15 protein-coding genes, 2 tRNA genes and 2 rRNA genes are annotated in these 15,987 nt (G+C 44.4%); 10 read left to right on the forward strand and 9 right to left on the reverse strand.

Features of this window, described 5'->3' with window-relative positions; translation table 11 throughout:
* Positions 1-117: 117 nt before the first annotated feature.
* The 4 genes from rrf (L1D15_RS20290) (at position 118) to L1D15_RS20305 (ending at position 588) form a co-directional block, all read left to right on the forward strand.
* A 5S ribosomal RNA gene (gene rrf, locus L1D15_RS20290) occupies positions 118-233 on the forward strand.
* A 42-nt stretch (positions 234-275) separates the two neighbouring features.
* Positions 276-351 (forward strand) — tRNA-Thr (locus L1D15_RS20295).
* A gap of 13 nt (positions 352-364) precedes the next feature.
* Positions 365-480, forward strand: a 5S ribosomal RNA gene (gene rrf, locus L1D15_RS20300).
* A gap of 31 nt (positions 481-511) precedes the next feature.
* Positions 512-588, forward strand: a tRNA-Asp gene (locus tag L1D15_RS20305).
* A 163-nt stretch (positions 589-751) separates the two neighbouring features.
* On the opposite strand, the gene L1D15_RS20310 is transcribed toward L1D15_RS20305, so the two are convergent.
* The 3 genes from L1D15_RS20310 to ispB form a co-directional block, all read right to left on the reverse strand.
* Complete coding sequence (locus L1D15_RS20310; protein WP_239876850.1) at positions 752-1,534, reverse strand: DUF547 domain-containing protein; 783 nt, start codon at positions 1,532-1,534, stop codon at positions 752-754.
* Positions 1,535-1,720: 186 nt separating this feature from the next.
* Positions 1,721-3,484, reverse strand: a complete 1,764-nt coding sequence (locus tag L1D15_RS20315; protein ID WP_239876851.1) for a GNAT family N-acyltransferase — start codon at positions 3,482-3,484, stop codon at positions 1,721-1,723.
* A 371-nt stretch (positions 3,485-3,855) separates the two neighbouring features.
* A complete protein-coding gene (ispB, locus tag L1D15_RS20320) occupies positions 3,856-4,827 on the reverse strand; it encodes an octaprenyl diphosphate synthase (RefSeq protein WP_239865304.1) in 972 nt (323 codons plus the stop codon).
* Positions 4,828-5,099: 272 nt separating this feature from the next.
* On the opposite strand from ispB, the gene rplU reads away from it, so the two are divergent.
* The 6 genes from rplU to folA all read left to right on the forward strand — a co-directional run bounded on the left by rplU (position 5,100) and on the right by folA (position 9,001).
* Positions 5,100-5,411, forward strand: coding sequence for a 50S ribosomal protein L21 (gene rplU / locus L1D15_RS20325; RefSeq protein WP_008072988.1), 312 nt, complete (start codon positions 5,100-5,102; stop codon positions 5,409-5,411).
* Positions 5,412-5,430: 19 nt separating this feature from the next.
* On the forward strand, positions 5,431-5,688 hold the full coding sequence (gene rpmA / locus L1D15_RS20330; RefSeq protein WP_004409945.1) for a 50S ribosomal protein L27: 258 nt from the start codon (positions 5,431-5,433) through the stop codon (positions 5,686-5,688).
* A gap of 274 nt (positions 5,689-5,962) precedes the next feature.
* Positions 5,963-7,135: an Obg family GTPase CgtA gene (gene cgtA / locus L1D15_RS20335; protein WP_239876852.1), complete on the forward strand. Its 1,173-nt coding sequence runs from the start codon at positions 5,963-5,965 to the stop codon at positions 7,133-7,135.
* Positions 7,136-7,255: 120 nt separating this feature from the next.
* Complete coding sequence (locus tag L1D15_RS20340; protein WP_239865300.1) at positions 7,256-8,023, forward strand: threonine/serine exporter ThrE family protein; 768 nt, start codon at positions 7,256-7,258, stop codon at positions 8,021-8,023.
* A complete protein-coding gene (locus tag L1D15_RS20345; protein WP_239865297.1) occupies positions 8,020-8,493 on the forward strand; it encodes a threonine/serine exporter family protein in 474 nt (157 codons plus the stop codon). The genes L1D15_RS20340 and L1D15_RS20345 overlap by 4 nt, the downstream gene beginning before the upstream one ends.
* Before the next feature lie 22 nt (positions 8,494-8,515).
* Positions 8,516-9,001, forward strand: coding sequence for a type 3 dihydrofolate reductase (gene folA, locus L1D15_RS20350; protein ID WP_239865295.1), 486 nt, complete (start codon positions 8,516-8,518; stop codon positions 8,999-9,001).
* Between the two features lie 68 nt (positions 9,002-9,069).
* Here the strand turns inward: folA and apaH are convergent, their stop codons facing one another.
* From apaH to lptD, 6 genes are all read right to left on the reverse strand, one after another.
* On the reverse strand, positions 9,070-9,879 hold the full coding sequence (gene apaH / locus L1D15_RS20355; protein WP_239876853.1) for a bis(5'-nucleosyl)-tetraphosphatase (symmetrical) ApaH: 810 nt from the start codon (positions 9,877-9,879) through the stop codon (positions 9,070-9,072).
* Positions 9,880-9,898: 19 nt separating this feature from the next.
* Positions 9,899-10,276, reverse strand: a complete 378-nt coding sequence (apaG, locus tag L1D15_RS20360; RefSeq protein WP_239837846.1) for a Co2+/Mg2+ efflux protein ApaG — start codon at positions 10,274-10,276, stop codon at positions 9,899-9,901.
* A gap of 71 nt (positions 10,277-10,347) precedes the next feature.
* Positions 10,348-11,154, reverse strand: a complete 807-nt coding sequence (rsmA, locus tag L1D15_RS20365; protein WP_239865291.1) for a 16S rRNA (adenine(1518)-N(6)/adenine(1519)-N(6))-dimethyltransferase RsmA — start codon at positions 11,152-11,154, stop codon at positions 10,348-10,350.
* A gap of 12 nt (positions 11,155-11,166) precedes the next feature.
* Positions 11,167-12,159 (reverse strand): 4-hydroxythreonine-4-phosphate dehydrogenase PdxA, encoded by a 993-nt coding sequence (gene pdxA, locus L1D15_RS20370; RefSeq protein WP_239876854.1) that lies wholly within the window; start codon positions 12,157-12,159, stop codon positions 11,167-11,169.
* Positions 12,149-13,444 carry a peptidylprolyl isomerase SurA gene (gene surA, locus L1D15_RS20375; RefSeq protein WP_239876855.1) on the reverse strand — a complete coding sequence of 432 codons (1,296 nt, stop codon included), beginning with the start codon at positions 13,442-13,444 and terminating at the stop codon, positions 12,149-12,151. The genes pdxA and surA overlap by 11 nt, the downstream gene beginning before the upstream one ends.
* 52 nt (positions 13,445-13,496) lie before the next feature.
* A complete protein-coding gene (gene lptD / locus L1D15_RS20380; protein WP_239876856.1) occupies positions 13,497-15,866 on the reverse strand; it encodes an LPS assembly protein LptD in 2,370 nt (789 codons plus the stop codon).
* Positions 15,867-15,987 lie beyond the last annotated feature (121 nt).

Below are 15,987 nucleotides of genomic sequence, written 5' to 3' on the forward strand. Positions count from 1 at the left end.
TACTAATTGCCCGTGAGGCTTAACCATACAACACCCAAAGGGTTTTGATGGACTCAGATAAGAACATTGAATGTGTAAACACAGAACTTAAAACAGCTTTCCAGATTAAAGAATTTGCTTGGCGACCATAGCGTTGTGGACCCACCTGACTCCATGCCGAACTCAGAAGTGAAACGCAATAGCGCCGATGGTAGTGTGGGGCTTCCCCATGTGAGAGTAGGACATCGCCAGGCTTTAAATACCTTGTTTGAGATAAATATCTTGAGCAAAATTATGCTGATATAGCTCAGGTGGTAGAGCGCATCCTTGGTAAGGATGAGGTCCCCAGTTCGAGTCTGGGTATCAGCACCAGTAAAGAATTTTGCTTGGCAACCATAGCACTTTGGACCCACCTGATTCCATGCCGAACTCAGAAGTGAAACGAAGTAGCGCCGATGGTAGTGTGGGGCTTCCCCATGTGAGAGTAGGACATTGCCAGGTTCTTATTTAGACTCAAGAGTCTGACCAATGCGGAGCGGTAGTTCAGTTGGTTAGAATACCGGCCTGTCACGCCGGGGGTCGCGGGTTCGAGTCCCGTCCGCTCCGCCACTTAATCTAGGCCTCAGCATAAATGCTGGGGTCTTTTGTATGTACGATATTATTTTTGGGCTACGATCTATCCCAGACCTCAGCAGCAATGCTGAGGTCTTTTCATATGTATCGGTATTTATCCGAAACTTCCCATTGAAACGTTACAAAAATGCCCTCAGGGCTATTTTTTCTCGTTTAAGCTCCAATCGTACGCATAACTGAATTTGCTGTTTAAGTCTGATAGTTCTGGACGATACTTGGCTAGGTGTTGAACTAGTTGTTGCTTATTACCAAAGTCATCAGAAAACCAATCATAGATGGATGACAGCTGTATTTTGCCGTTCTCAATGAGAACGCCTTTATTACTGTTGATGAAGGTCTCTGCAGCGCGCTCAAGCAGCATTTCCGTGTTTTCTGCTGTGAAAGCTTGAGATTGTAAATTGGGGCAACCTAAACTAGCACAGTTAACTGCATAGTGAGTTCTGGGGTCGTTCCAAATAGGCCGTAAGATACGGTGCTCAATGTCGTTGAGCGTTAGTGCTTTACCATTAATCGTAACGACTTCGTCATCCCAAGGACCAAAACTGAAAAATCCACCTAATTTGGTGATGGATGTGATTGGGTAAGCATCTAAAACCAATTGGATTGTCAGCGCATTATATAAGTTCACCCAGTAGGCGTATTGCTCTGCCTTGTTTAGCTGGAGTGGATTGATACGACTCAGTTGTGTTAGGTATCGATTGAGCTGTTGTTTTCCTTGGGGGTTAACAGAGGAATATCTAAAAAGAGTGTATTCACCTTCGGTGGTGAGGTAGCTATCAAGCAACCGCTGCCAAGGTTGATGATTAACCTTTGTTACACTGGAATCGTTATGACTATTCCAATAAGGCCAAAGTTCCGATTTAGGTGCTGAGAAGGCTTGAAAAGATATTAATGTGAGGAAAAAAGTAAAGAGTAAGCGCATGGTAAGCCCTGTGATAAGAGTGTTATAGTTTTAGACCGCGCTTACTAAGAATATCTTTCAAAGCTAGATAAATGGCTTTTCTCTGAGCAAAGCCTTCTCCTCATTCAAGCTTTTTCACTCGCCATATCGCAGCTATACAAGCCAAGATAGTCCCTTGATAAGGCTTTTTGGCAGTGAGCTAATAACTTAGTTTTGTAGTGAATTGTGGTGTTGTAGATACTGCTGAGCTTGTGTTGCCCCCATATAACGAGCCAGTGTTTTGAGCGGCACTTGCTTAAGGTCTACTACGATTAATCCATCTAAGGCGTTGTTGAATGAGGGGTCAACGTTAAATGAGATCAGCTTGCCGTTTAGGCCGAGATATTGGCGTAATAGAACGGGGACCCCCTTCCCATCATCTATCCTTGCAATGACTCTGGATAAAAGCTGAAGATCCGCAAGAGCGGTCAGCATGCTCGTGTTCCAGTTCGTATTCTGAGTGGGAAGCGGATTGGATGGGGTCACATATTCCGCTTTCTCAGAGTCGTAATGATGTAAGGTCATGGTTTGCGCAAGTAATTGTCTGGCCTGCTCGCTGTAGTCATTACTGATACTTACGGGACCAAATAAGTGTGTATAGCTTGGATTGCGGTGGACAAAAGTTGCAATCCCTTTCCAAAGCAGTAGCAGGGCACCCATGCTTTTTTGGTAGTGTTCATCAATCACAGAGCGGCCCATTTCAATTGAGCTTCCCATAGTATTAAGAAAGTCTTTACCGTAATGAAAGAGAGTCCGAGAGTATAACCCCTCTAAACCTTCATGCTGCATCAGCTCATCAACTAAACCGAGACGATATGCTCCAACGAGCCTTTCGTTGTCCTTATCCCAGATGAAAAGATGCTTGTAGTGTCGATCAAACTCATCAATATCCAGTGCCAGGCCGGTTCCTTCGCCCACTTTGCGAAAATTGATTTCTCTTAGCCGACCAATCTCATGCAGTATTGAGGGGATATAATCGGCATCGGTGCAGTAGACTTCAAACTCACCACTGGTCAGTAGATGATGCTCACGTGGTAGCGCGTTGAGGTCGATTTTTAACTCTCTAACCGGAAGAGCGTCAGATATGGGCAAGGGTTGTGACTCAAGTGCTTTTGCGTCAGTTTTGGTTAGGGTTTTGTTTTGCAGTAAATAAGTATTAAGTCGTAGATAGTTAACGATTTGTTCATCCGTCAGCCCATTAACCTCTTTATATCGAATCGCTGAACCGATTGAAATATTGATGGGCTGCTGAGACTTGTTGAGCAGTTCTCTTCCTAACATTAAGGTTCTCAATAGAGGATGAACTTTACCTGCCATGTAAAATCGTTTCGAATTCTGGCCATCTATAAACACAGGAATGGTATTGGCTTTAGCTTTACGTACTAGGCTACTGACGGAGCGGCTCCATTCCTTATCTTCAATTCGCTGGCTTTTTGGATCGACCAGCTGGGAAACTTCTCCTGCTGGGAAGAGTAACAATAAGCCTCCTTTATCTAGGTGGCTGTGTGCTTGACGGAGGGCTTTTAAGTTAGCTTTGTGGGCGTTTTGTCCCTCAAAGACATCAACACCAATAAATAGCTGGTCAAGCTCTGGAACAGTTTTTAAATATTGGTTGGCCAGAATTTGAACATCGGATCTCACATGTAGCAGTAATTCTGCCAATATAACACCTTCTACGCAGCCGAGAGGGTGATTGGCGACAACGACAGTGGCGCCACTCTTAGGGATATGAGTTAAGGAGCCTTTAATCACACGATAATCAATGCCGAGGATGTCGAGCGTGAAACGAAGAAATTCTCTGCAGTCACATTTAGCTGGCTTCTGAGAGTAGTATTGATCAAGCTTGCTCAATCCGGTAACCCATTCAGCAAAATTTTCTCCTAAGCCAAAAGGTGTTTTCCGCGGGAGACGAAAAGGGCTCAAAACTTCCATACAATCCTCGGTGCTACGATGTTCAAATCAAGGCTAGGTTGATTTGATTGCAGTTTGAGGTCACTGTGATGAGAGATTTATGACCAAGCGGTGTCAGTTTGGTGACTGACAGGTAAATGGCAGTAGCCTTGGGTTTAGAGATGAAACTGTAAAGTCTTGCGGTAAACAAAGGGATAACTGATCGCAATTTATAAGGAGCAGGTATCTGAACTGGGAATTTACTGCTAGATTAAAAGGGTAGGGGAAGACTTATTACTAACAAAGCAATAGCATAGACTTGTCGCTAGGTGGTAATAGCAGAGTCAATAGACCTTCGATTTGCTGAACTGGAATCAACGGGAACCAAAGGTTCCCGTTGCTATATGTAAAGATTATTTGGATCGATGTACTGACATATGTGCCAATGTGACCAATGCCTCTTTATATTGGGACTCTGGCAGCACTCTCAATTCTGCGATAGCCTTGTCCGCTTCTTGATAGGCTTTCTGTCGGGTATATTCCAATGAACCAGTGTGCTCCATGGCTTCCATAATCGCTTCAAGCTTCTCCATACCATTAGATTTTTCTATTGCTTCGCGAATCATGCTTGCTTGTTCTGGTGAGCCGTGTTTCATCGCATAAAGAAGTGGTAGGGTAGGTTTTCCTTCAGCTAAGTCATCACCAACATTCTTGCCCATTTCATCACCATCAGATGTGTAGTCCATTACATCGTCGATGAGTTGGAAAGCTGTACCTAAATATTTGCCGTAATTCTGTAAAGCCAGCTCGACCTCTGCTGAGGAGTTGCTGAGGATTGCACCGATTTGTGTGGCGGCCTCAAACAGTCGAGCTGTTTTTGAATAGATGACCTGCATATAGCTTTCTTCGGTCGTTTCAGGATCGTTGCAATTCATGAGTTGCTGCACTTCACCTTCAGCAATTACGTTCACCGCATCGCTCATTAGCTTGAGGATCTTCATTGAACCTAGCTCGGTCATCATCTGAAAAGATCGTGTGTAAATAAAATCACCGACCAAAACGCTGGCGGCATTGCCGAAAGCGGCATTGGCAGTTGCCTTCCCACGACGCATATCTGACTCATCAACCACGTCATCATGCAGCAAAGTGGCGGTATGAATAAACTCAATAAACGCAGCGGCTGTAGTATGAGCTTGCCCTTGATAACCAAGAGCACGAGCTGATAATACAGCAAGCAGAGGACGTATACGTTTACCACCACCACTAATGATGTAAAAACCTAATTGGTTGATCAAAGATACGTCAGAGTTGAGTTGAGCGTGAATCGTTTCATTCACTTTTGCCATGTCATCGGCAGTTAGCGCTTGGATAGCTTTAAAATCCATTGTAAATCCGGCTGAAGTTAGAACTTGTAAGGTCTTCTTATCTGACTTAATTACTGAATAATACACTAAAAAACGTTGATAAATACATGGCTAAAGGGCATGATTGCGGCACTTTTATCTGGCGATTAGCTTTTCGCCAATTTTTTCAAAATATGGCTTGTCATAGGGACATCTCTTCTGTAGAATCTGCGCCCTATTGATGATTAGTTTAGCGCACACCCACAATGCTCAATAAACAAGCATAAGGCTGTGCGGAAAAAGCGGAGTAAGATATGTACGCTGTTTTCCAATCTGGTGGTAAACAACACCGTGTAAGCGAAGGTCAAACTCTTCGTTTAGAGAAATTAGACGTAGAAACTGGTGCAACGGTTGAATTTGATAAAGTTCTTCTTGTTGCTAACGGCGAAGACGTTAAAGTTGGCGCTCCTCTTGTTGAGGGCGGCAAAGTAGTTGCTGAAGTTGTACAACACGGCCGTGGCGATAAAGTTAAAATCGTTAAGTTCCGTCGTCGTAAGCACTCTCGTAAGCAACAGGGTCACCGTCAGTGGTTCACTGAAGTGAAGATCACTGGTATCAACGCTTAATTATTAGGAGAGTTTAACAATGGCACACAAAAAAGCTGGTGGTTCTACTCGTAACGGCCGCGATTCAGAAAGCAAACGTCTTGGTGTTAAGCGTTTCGGCGGTGAATCTGTTCTTGCAGGTAACATCATCGTTCGTCAACGTGGCACTAAGTTCCACGCTGGTACTAACGTAGGTATCGGTAAAGACCACACTCTATTCGCTCTTACTGAAGGTAAAGTGAAATTTGAAGTGAAAGGTCCTAAGAATCGTAAATTCGTAAGCATCGAAGCTGAGTAATTCTCACTGAGATCTAGAATTTAGGCTTCTAGCTGAATTCAAAAGCCCTGCCGATTCGGCGGGGTTTTTTATTTGTAGTATGTTGGAATAGATACTAAGGCACTTTGTAAAAAGTCCCTCATTATATGTTCCTAAGTGGCAGAACGATCTGAGATTGTTGGGTGATCGATCTGATATTGGGATCTGCTAGAATTTATATCATTCACTGTCATTTGGGCTGTGAGATGATATTTGCAACGCAGCTACGTGATGTAGTAATTGGGCGGAGTAAGAGATGAAATTCGTTGATGAAGCGGTAGTTAAAGTTCAAGCCGGCGATGGCGGTAACGGTGTAGTGAGTTTCTGGCGCGAGAAATTCGTTGCGAAAGGTGGCCCGGATGGTGGTGACGGTGGCGATGGTGGTGACGTCTATATCCAAGCCGATGAAAACCTTAATACTTTGATCGACTACCGTTTTCAGCGCTTCTATGAAGCAGAGCGCGGTGAAAATGGCCGCGGTGGTAACTGTACGGGTAAGCGAGGAAAGGATAAGGTGTTGCGTGTACCTGTCGGTACTCGTGCAGTTGATATCCATACAAATGAAATTGTTGCTGAAGTTGCTGAGCATGGCAAAAAAGTCATGGTAGCGAAAGGTGGGTGGCACGGTTTAGGTAACACTCGCTTTAAATCTTCAGTAAACCGAGCACCACGTCAAAAGACGTTAGGTACTAAAGGTGAAATCCGAGAAATCCGTTTAGAGCTGTTGCTACTTGCTGATGTCGGTATGCTTGGATTGCCAAATGCGGGTAAGTCGACCTTTATTCGCTCGGTTTCTGCAGCTAAGCCAAAAGTGGCGGATTACCCATTTACAACGCTTATCCCGAGTTTAGGGGTTGTGAGTGTGGTTCCTGAGAAGAGCTTTGTTGTCGCGGATATTCCCGGGTTGATCGAAGGGGCTGCGGACGGTGCAGGCCTTGGCATTCGTTTCTTGAAGCATTTAGAGCGTTGTCGCGTTCTGCTGCATATGATCGATATTATGCCGATTGATCAAAGTGATCCGATTGAGAACGCACTGACGATCATTGATGAGTTAGAGCAATATAGCGAAAAGCTTGCTGATAAGCCACGTTGGTTGATCTTCAACAAGGTTGATTTAATGCCCGAAGAAGAAGCTGACGAAGTGATCCAAAATATTCTCGATGCACTGGGTTGGGAAGAGGATTACTACAAGATCTCAGCGGTGAATAAGCAAGGAACCAAAGAGCTTTGTTACAAGTTGGCTGACTTTATGGAGAGTTTACCTCGTGAAGAAGAAGAGATCTCTGAAGAAGAGAAAGTTGACTTCATGTGGGATGATTATCATAAAGACGCAATGTCAGGCAAAGACGTCATTACTGAAGATGACGACGACTGGGATGACTGGGACGATGAAGAGGACGACGGACATGTGGTTTACGTCCGAGACTAGTCATTAAGTCCAATGAAAGCCGTAATGTTTCACGCATTACGGCTTTTTTATATTTAAATCAAATCAAACTCAGTTTATTTTGGTCACAATATCGGCTTTCTCAAGGAGTAGGAGACATTAATGGCTTCAAAACAACGCAGCGTTTCTCGTCTGATTGCACAGGCTGGTCAGATGCTGCTGGCTCATGGTGCTGAGAGTACATTAGTTGGAGATATAACAAGACGTATCGGTATTGCCAGTGGAATGGATGAAGTCGAAGTGTCTCTTTCCGCCAGCTCGTTGGTTGTTACTACGGTATATCAGGAGCACTGTATTACCACGGCACGCCGGAGCCCTGATCGTGGCATTAACATGCGTGTGATTACTCAGGTTCAGCGAATTTGCATTATGTTGGAGCGAGGAATTATCGATCATGTGCTAGCTCAGCGTAAATTAGAGCAGATCAGTCCCGAGCGGTATAACCGTTGGCTAGTGGTAGTAATGATAGGTTTGTCTTGTGCTGCATTTAGTCGCTTAGCTGGTGGTGACTGGGTGGTCTTTGCAATGACCTTTATTGCCTCTTCAGTAGGCATGGTCGTGAGGCAGGAAATTGGCCATCGTCATTTTAATCCTCTCATCAATTTTGCAGCTACCGCTTTTGTGACCACAGTGATTTCTGCGCAGGCTGTGATTTACGAACTTGGCAACTCGCCATTTATTGTTATGGCGTCTTCAGTTCTTATGCTGGTCCCGGGTTTCCCGTTGATTAATTCTGTGGCTGATATGCTGAAAGGCTATGTCAATATGGGGATTGCGAGATTTGTCATGGCGAGCTTACTGACCTTAGCAACCAGCCTTGGCATTGTGGCGGCAATGAGTTTAGTGGGGGTTTGGGGATGGGTACTATGACGTTATTTGAGCTCCTGTTTGGCCTGCTCAATGATATGTTGTTTGCTGCGATTCCTGCTGTGGGTTTTGCACTCGTATTCAATGTTCCTAAAAAAGCGCTGACCTACTGCGCTATAGGTGGCGCAGTAGGGCATGGAAGTCGCTATCTGATGATGCATTTCGGTATTCCTATTGAGTGGGCAACATTCTTTGCTGCAATGATTGTAAGTATGATAGGTATTCACTGGTCACACCGTTTTCTTGCTCACCCTAAAGTATTCACAGTTGCAGCGCTAATTCCTATGGTGCCGGGGGTGTTTGCGTTTAAAGCGATGATTGCGTTAGTTGAACTTAATCACCGGGGTTACAGTCATGAGTTGGTCGCCATGTTGATGGAAAATTTCCTTAAAGCAATGTTTATAATTGCAGGATTAGCGGTTGGCTTAGCGATGCCGGGATTGTTATTCTATCGCCGAAAGCCGATAGTATGAGACGTTTAAAGGAGTACCATTAATGATCATTAGCATGATCGCCGCTATGGCAAAAGACCGAGTTATTGGTAAAGACAACCAAATGCCGTGGCATTTGCCAGCTGATTTTGCCTGGTTTAAGCGTTGTACTATGGGGAAGCCTGTCATCATGGGCCGAAAGACATATGAATCGATTGGTCGTCCATTGCCGGGACGTCAAAATATTGTGATTAGTCGCGATGAAGGTCTCGTCATAGAAGGTGTCACAACAGTGTCTTCTATTGAGCAAGCGATAAAGGCCGCAGGCCAGGTTGAAGAGGTCATGATCATTGGTGGGGGGTTAATTTATCAAACCTGTTTGCCCCAAGCTGATAAGCTTTACGTAACTTATATCAATGCTGAAATTGAAGGCGATACGCAGTTTCCTCAGTGGGGGGAAGAGTTTGAAGAAAGCTATTCTGAAATTTACGAAGCAGATGAGAAAAACGCATACGGCATGCGTTTTGTGGTGTTAGAACGAAAAGGTTAACGACTTTTTTCTAAGTCACCAGCTAGGGCAGGTGAGTGAGAGGCGTTTCAGTGACTCGTTGCTCCTCTCTAGCGCTGTAGTGATTTTTGGGTAAAAAACGTCTTATCTTCCCATCTTAGTAAAGTTAAATAACCTCCCCAGACGCAACCTGTATCTAGGCCGATAACCTCTTTGCCATCATAGCCTTCCAGTGCAGCCCAATGACCGAACAAGATAGTTTTGTCTATTGTTATTCGGCTTGTCAGTTTGAACCACGGTGTCAGAGTACCATCATTAACTTCTTTTGGCGGGCGTTTACAAGCCATATCGAGTCTGCCGTCTGAAAAGCAGAAACGCATGCGCGTGAAGGCGTTAATAGTATAGCGATAGCGCTCAAGGCCTGTTAAATTTTCGCTCCACCGGTCTGGCTGGTCGTCATACATGTTCTTGATCAGCCAAGGCCAGTCTTCACCTTGTAAGATGGTTTCTACTTCACTCGCATTCTTTCGTGCGTTATCGAGTGACCATTGTGGTGAAATTCCCGCGTGGCATAAAGCGAACTCTTCATGCTCAGCAAGAAGAGGCTGTTGTCGAAGCCAGTCAAGCAGCTCTTGTTTGTCATCCGCATCAAAGATGGGAGCTGTTTTATCTTTGTTTTTGACCTTGTGTATCCCTAACGACACAGCAAGTAAATGTAGATCATGATTACCCAAAACCACTTTAGCTGACTGTCCAAGTGATTTAATAAAGCGAAGGGTTTCCAGTGACTTAGGACCACGCGCAACCAAGTCTCCAGCGACCCAAAGTGTATCTACTTTTGGGTCAAAACTGACTTTTTTGAGGATTAGCTTCAGTTCATCGAAGCAACCTTGAATATCACCAACAATATAATTGGACACAAAAATTCCTGAATAACTTCTAGTTGAGGATGTTAGGTAGAGCGAGCCTGAAAGGCTCAATTTCAGTGACAAACTCTTGGCCTTTCTCATCCAGTAAAATGTATTGACCTTGCATGACACCAACGGGGGTTTCTAACGCTGTACCACTGCTATAGGTGTATTCATCACTTCCGGGAATAAAAGGTTGTTGACCCACCACGCCATCTCCTTCAACCGTCATTTGTTTGCCATTAGCATCAGTGATTAACCACCGCCGACTGATGAGCTGGACAGTTTGGTTACTCAGGTTTTTAATGGTAATAACGTAGGCGAAGACATAACGCTTTGAATCAGGTTGGGACTGTTCTGAAATGTATTTGGTATGAACTTGGACTTTAATACAAGGGTTGGCTTCCATGTAGACTCCTGCGTACAAGTCAAAAAATTAGAGTTGTAGACCAATAGGTTACAACTCTAATTATATGAAGATTATTTGTGGTTTGCGTCTAACCAGTTAGCTAAGTCAACGAATTGCTCTAGAGTAAGGTTTTCAGGACGCATACCAGGGTTGATCCCCAGTTGCTCTAGAATTTCAGCGTTGACCAGAGATTTATAACAGTTACGAACGGTTTTACGTCTTTGGTTAAAACCTTCGCGACACACGCGATCCAACCAGTTAAGACTTGTTGCTGGATAAGGTAGCGTCTCGTAAGGAACAAGGCGAACAACAGCGGAATCGACTTTTGGCGGTGGAACAAATGCGGTTGGAGGGACTTCTAGTACTGGAACCACTTTACAGTAGTACTGCGCCATTACCGTTAAACGACCGTAGGCTTTCGTCCCAGGTCCGGCTGCTAGACGATTGACTACTTCTTTTTGCAGCATAAAGTGCATATCTTGAATATCTCTATGATATTCAAACAGGTGGAACATCAACGGTGTCGAGATGTTGTAAGGCAGGTTACCAAAAATGCGTAACTTATTGTTAGGCTTAACCAGCTGCGTGAAGTCAAAGCGCATTGCATCGCCTTCATGAATGGTTAACTTCTCGGCAAGATCTGGGTGAGTTCTTAAGCGTTCGGCTAGATCTCTGTCAAGTTCAATCACGGTGAACTTATCGACTTCTTTACCGACCGGCTCAGTAATTGCGCCTAAACCAGGACCGATTTCCACCAAGTTTTGACCTGGCTTAGGATTAATCGCAGAGACAATCCCATCGATAATGTATGGATCGTTTAAGAAGTTTTGACCAAAGCGTTTACGTGCTTTGTGCCCCAAATGGACATCGTTTCTCATAGTGTTCTCAAGTTAACTGGTTTTCTTATCGACAAGCTCAATGGCATGAGCAAGTGCCGTTGTAAAACTTCCTGTATCTGCATCACCTGTTCCTGCAAGCTCTAATGCAGTGCCGTGATCCACGGATGTCCTGATAAATGGAAGGCCCAGGGTAATGTTCACTGAACGCCCAAAACCTTTGTATTTTAGCACGGGTAAGACCTGATCGTGGTACATGCCTAGCACGGCATCGGCTTCGTTGAGGTATTTCTCATTAAAGATAGTGTCTGCAGGAAGTGGCCCGACAAGGTCAATACCTGCTTCTTGACGAAGTTTTTCCAATGTTGGCGTAATGGTTTCGATCTCTTCACGCCCCAAGCAGCCATCTTCACCTGCGTGTGGATTTAAACCACAGACATAGATTTTAGGTGATGGAATAGCAAACTTCTCGACTAAGTCTTGATGGAGTATACGAACTATTCTCTGTAACCTGTCTTCGGTTACTGCTTTAGAGACATAGGCTAATGGAATATGAGTTGTCACTAAAGCGACTCTAAGCCCTTCAGTGGCTAACATCATTACAACCAGTGGTGTATTGGATTTGTCAGCGAAGAATTCAGTGTGTCCGCTGAAGGCGACGCCAGCTCGGTTTATCACTCCCTTATGCACAGGGCCAGTGACAATAGCATCAAACTCACCATTCATACAGCCCAACGCGGCTCTTTCGAGTGTTTCTAACACATAGTGGCCATTTTTCTCATCGAGCTGACCCGCAATCACGGGGACATTAAGTGCAATATGATCGACAACCAACGAGCCAGCTTTCTGAGGGCTAGGAAGCGCTTCAGCATCATAATCAATAAGTTGTACGTCGATATTGAGTTGTTTAGCGCGTTGCTCAAGTAAGGCTTTATCGGCACTGACCACTATCTGATGTGGCCAGCTTTGCGTCGAAAGAGCTAAGACTAAATCGGGACCAATACCGGCAGGTTCACCTGCCGTTACGACAATACGTTTAATTGTCATTTTGATCTTCCTTGACGATTTCGACGAATGCGCTCGCGCGAATTTCTTGCAGCCACGCACTGGCCTCTTCGTTAAACTTACGGTTAAAGATAATGCGGTAAGCTTTGTTCTTCAGTGCAGAGTCAGTACGGTCAACCTCACGGCGATCCATCACTTCAACAATGTGCCAACCGTGTACGGTTTTGAATGGCTCACTGATCTGACCTACAGCGAGAGTATCCACCTGATGTTTAAATTCTGGGACGTAAAGGTCAGAAGTTTGATAACCTAACTCACCTTGCTGGGCGGCTGAACCTGGATCTTGGCTATATTGCTGAGCCATTTCACCAAAGGTTACCTTGCCGGATTGAATTCGTTGAGTAATGTCGAGAAGCTCTTTCTGAACGCCTTCATCGCTAAGGATCACGGTTGGTTTAATCAAAATATGACGAGCGTTCACTTCGGTGACTGCAACCGTCTCAAGTCCCTTTACGTCTTCAATTTTTAGGATATGAAAGCCAACACCGCTGCGAAATGGACCGATAATACTACCTTTATTCTGCAAATTGATTTGATCGGCAAAGATGGTTGGCATCTCTTCTTTACGCATCCACCCCCAATCACCACCTTGTAAAGCCTTAGGACCTTTTGAATAGGTGTAAGCCATGGTACTGAAATCAGAGCCTTGGTTTAGCTCTTTGACGATCTGATTAGCTTTTTCTTCGATAGCGGCTTTGTCGTCACCATCGTTTACACGTAATTGGATGTGGCCAATTTTGTATTGTACTGTCGCGTTGGTTTCTTTGGCTAGAATGTTTGCAAGATTATCGACTTCAGCCGGAAGAATATTAATACGACGACGGACGAGTGCATTGCGGGCTTCATTTGCTGCAATCTCTTTACGCACTTGCTCACGGAACTGGGTATAGCTTAAACCTTCTTGCGTCATAGAGGTGTTGAGTTGTTCCAGTGTCTGGTTGTTATTTTTGGCAATTTCATTGATCGCTTCGTTGAGACGATTATCGTCTATACGCACACCAATTCTTTCTGCTTCTTGCTGTTGGATAGTATCAACGATGAGTTTTTCTGTGACCTGTTCACGCAATGTTGCTTCATCTGGCAGTGACTGATCATTCTTCTTAGCATTGGCTCGAATGGTCTTGAGTGAAGTTTCAATATCACTCTGTAATACCACTCCGCTATTGACAATAACCGCGACTTTGTCCAGCTCGACAGGTTCGGCTTGCACAAAAGAAAACTGGCTGGCTGCAATCAATCCAAGTAAGGTTTGCTTCCAAAATTTCATCAAATGTCCTGTTAAAAAATGAACCTGTGCTTTAAGACCACAGGCTGTTAAATTAGTTGTTTAAGAAGAATGGTCGGCCGTAACCCAACGAACTATTTGCGCCATCAGCCCCAGTGACACCAGAATCAGAGCCAATAGCGGTACCAAATCCGATAATACCAAAGTTAAAACTGAAGTTGTTTTCATAGACAGGCTGAACGGGATCAGATAGTAAACCACTCTGAAGCTGGTTACTGTATGAAAATCCGATATACCAACAATCTGATGTATAACTGAGACTTGCTAGCCACTCTAAATCTTCTTCTGTTGTTAGATCATAGAAATATTGGGCTTTTGCATTCCAGTTTCGGGTGAGTTTATAGCCTGCAATTAACCCTGCCTGAGAAATTCCATCTTTAGTTAGGCTATCTAAATTAAGACTTTCCCCTACAGTACTTTCAAGATAATTCCGTGTTACGTAGCGATAGTTACCTTGAATAAAGCCGCCGGAGAAGCGATATTCCAGAGCGCTATTGCCAAGCTGAACTTCACTGGTATCAATGTCATACTGAATACCGCCATGGTAGAAGAGATAGTCATCATAGTTGAAGTCCATTTCGACTGCCCATGCAGAGTAATCTGATTTGTTATCTTGATTAGCGATATTGGAATTCTTCGTATCTTTATCAAGATAGAATATTTGTCCGAATGAGATATTTAGACGCTCTTTGTACTGGTCGTCAAAAAATCGCGTAGAGGCACCATAGCTAAATTGATTGGCAGCGGCAATGCGGTCAACACCACTGTATTTGCGGCTGCGAAATAAACCATAATAATCGGTTTGTAGTAAGGTGCTATCGTAAAGGTAGATTTCACTTTGATCTTTTTCCGGCACATACAGGTATTGCACTTGGGGTTCAAGCGTCTGAGTGTAGTTATCAAAGATAACCGTATCTCTTTCCAATACTACGCCCGCGTGAGTACGAAATTCTGGAATGACGCGTGAGGTCGACTCTTTGAGGTTGTAGCCATCGTCACTAAAGTCGGAAAGGTCAAGTCCGCCCAAATCTTGTTGGTAGTAAGTTCCTAAGACACGGGCCTCGGTCGTCCAAGTCCCCCATGTGGTGCCGATTGGCATGGTGATACCTGGCTCGACATGTACTCGTGTTGCTGAAGGCTTGCTAGGATCGTCAGTATCAAACTGGGATACATGGCTGAGTACATCAAAATCAAGATAACGCATCAACTCGGGCGCATAGTAGTTAAACTCAAGTTGAGGTAGAAGACGGTAGGGGGTATTGCTACTGGTCGTAAGGACTTGGAAGTCTCGCGTAAGAATAGAGGCATCCCAGTTAGAAGAACGATAAGTGGCTTGTGCTTCTTGAATTAACTGCCCATCTTCTCGGTTACCTATTCCTGAGTCTAAATCGGTAAAGTATCGGATATCACTGACTTTGGAGTAGTCGATTTCGAATTTCCAACTTTCCTGAAAAATACCGTTGTGTTGCCATTGAAAGCCCCAGCGATCCCCTTGTTCAGGGTACTTTTTATCATCTGGTAAGTACTCAGATTTAAGAGTGCTGTAGCCGAGATCCGAAAGATAGCGGAACTCACTGTTTAGCTGAGTCCCCCGTTCCTGCATATGCTTGATAGTCGTTTCTAAATCATAGTTTGGTGCCAAGTTCCAGTAAATTGGCACCTCCATTTCAAAGCCATCGCTGGAGCCGTAGGAGACGGTTGGGTATAAGAAACCTGTCTTGCGTGTATCACCAATAGGTACCGTGAGGAAAGGGAGATAAAATACCGGCACGTTCATTATCTCGAAACGTGGGTTGTAGAAGGTCGCCTCTTCTTCATTTTGATCAATGTCGATGCTCGACGCTTTCATTCGCCAAGATTTGTCGCCTTCAGGGCAGGAAGTGATTGAGCCATCCTCGATTTCGTAAACGGCTTTACCTGTTTTTGAAACATAGACGGCTTCTCCGCGGCCCGGCTCGCATAAGAATTTATAGTTCGTATTTTCCAGTGTCACTTCATCAGTGTTCAACTTGTTGACGGCTTTATCTGAGATTGTTTTCAGCTCACCGTCACTGAATGTCACATTCCCCTCAGCCACAACAATATTGTCTTGTTGATGTAAAGTAACATTGTCCGCTTTCATGCGTTTTTTGCCTTGTACAACCGTCACGTTGCCACTATAGGTGGCTTTGTCTCCGTTGATCGCTTCTAGGCTGTCTGCTTCAACGTTAATTGGCAGTTGATTTGCGTTTTCAGGCTCCTCTTCATTGACCAGACATTGATCAATAAGGTCTAATGTTTGGCATTCGCCAATGAACGGCATTTCTTGTGAAGTGTCTAGAGGGACATCTTCAGCTTGGGCCTGAGGCATAAGAAATGCGGCACTAATTGAAGTGGCTAACAAGGTGCGAGAAAAACGTGGCATCGAGTTTTACTATCCTGTTGAACTTGATATATCCGGTGAATAGATGACCGAATGTAAAATAAAACGGCCCTTATAATAAAGGAATTTGTCGCTTACGGCACTATCAGACCGCTTTACTAAG

Source organism: Vibrio sp. Isolate25 (assembly GCF_022398025.1).
GTDB classification, from domain to species: Bacteria; Pseudomonadota; Gammaproteobacteria; order Enterobacterales; family Vibrionaceae; genus Vibrio; species Vibrio coralliilyticus_A.

Bases quoted from the DNA above. Each gene is read 5' to 3' on its own strand.
- ispB (WP_239865304.1), bottom strand. From the start codon at position 4,827: ATGGATTTTAAAGCTATCCAAGCGCTAACTGCCGATGACATGGCAAAA.
- cgtA (WP_239876852.1), top strand. From the start codon at position 5,963: ATGAAATTCGTTGATGAAGCGGTAGTTAAAGTTCAAGCCGGCGATGGC.
- pdxA (WP_239876854.1), bottom strand. From the start codon at position 12,159: ATGACAATTAAACGTATTGTCGTAACGGCAGGTGAACCTGCCGGTATT.
- L1D15_RS20340 (WP_239865300.1), top strand. From the start codon at position 7,256: ATGGCTTCAAAACAACGCAGCGTTTCTCGTCTGATTGCACAGGCTGGT.
- rplU (WP_008072988.1), top strand. From the start codon at position 5,100: ATGTACGCTGTTTTCCAATCTGGTGGTAAACAACACCGTGTAAGCGAA.
- L1D15_RS20310 (WP_239876850.1), bottom strand. From the start codon at position 1,534: ATGCGCTTACTCTTTACTTTTTTCCTCACATTAATATCTTTTCAAGCC.
- L1D15_RS20315 (WP_239876851.1), bottom strand. From the start codon at position 3,484: ATGGAAGTTTTGAGCCCTTTTCGTCTCCCGCGGAAAACACCTTTTGGC.
- rpmA (WP_004409945.1), top strand. From the start codon at position 5,431: ATGGCACACAAAAAAGCTGGTGGTTCTACTCGTAACGGCCGCGATTCA.
- rsmA (WP_239865291.1), bottom strand. From the start codon at position 11,154: ATGAGAAACGATGTCCATTTGGGGCACAAAGCACGTAAACGCTTTGGT.
- apaG (WP_239837846.1), bottom strand. From the start codon at position 10,276: ATGGAAGCCAACCCTTGTATTAAAGTCCAAGTTCATACCAAATACATT.
- L1D15_RS20345 (WP_239865297.1), top strand. From the start codon at position 8,020: ATGACGTTATTTGAGCTCCTGTTTGGCCTGCTCAATGATATGTTGTTT.
- surA (WP_239876855.1), bottom strand. From the start codon at position 13,444: ATGAAATTTTGGAAGCAAACCTTACTTGGATTGATTGCAGCCAGCCAG.
- lptD (WP_239876856.1), bottom strand. From the start codon at position 15,866: ATGCCACGTTTTTCTCGCACCTTGTTAGCCACTTCAATTAGTGCCGCA.
- folA (WP_239865295.1), top strand. From the start codon at position 8,516: ATGATCATTAGCATGATCGCCGCTATGGCAAAAGACCGAGTTATTGGT.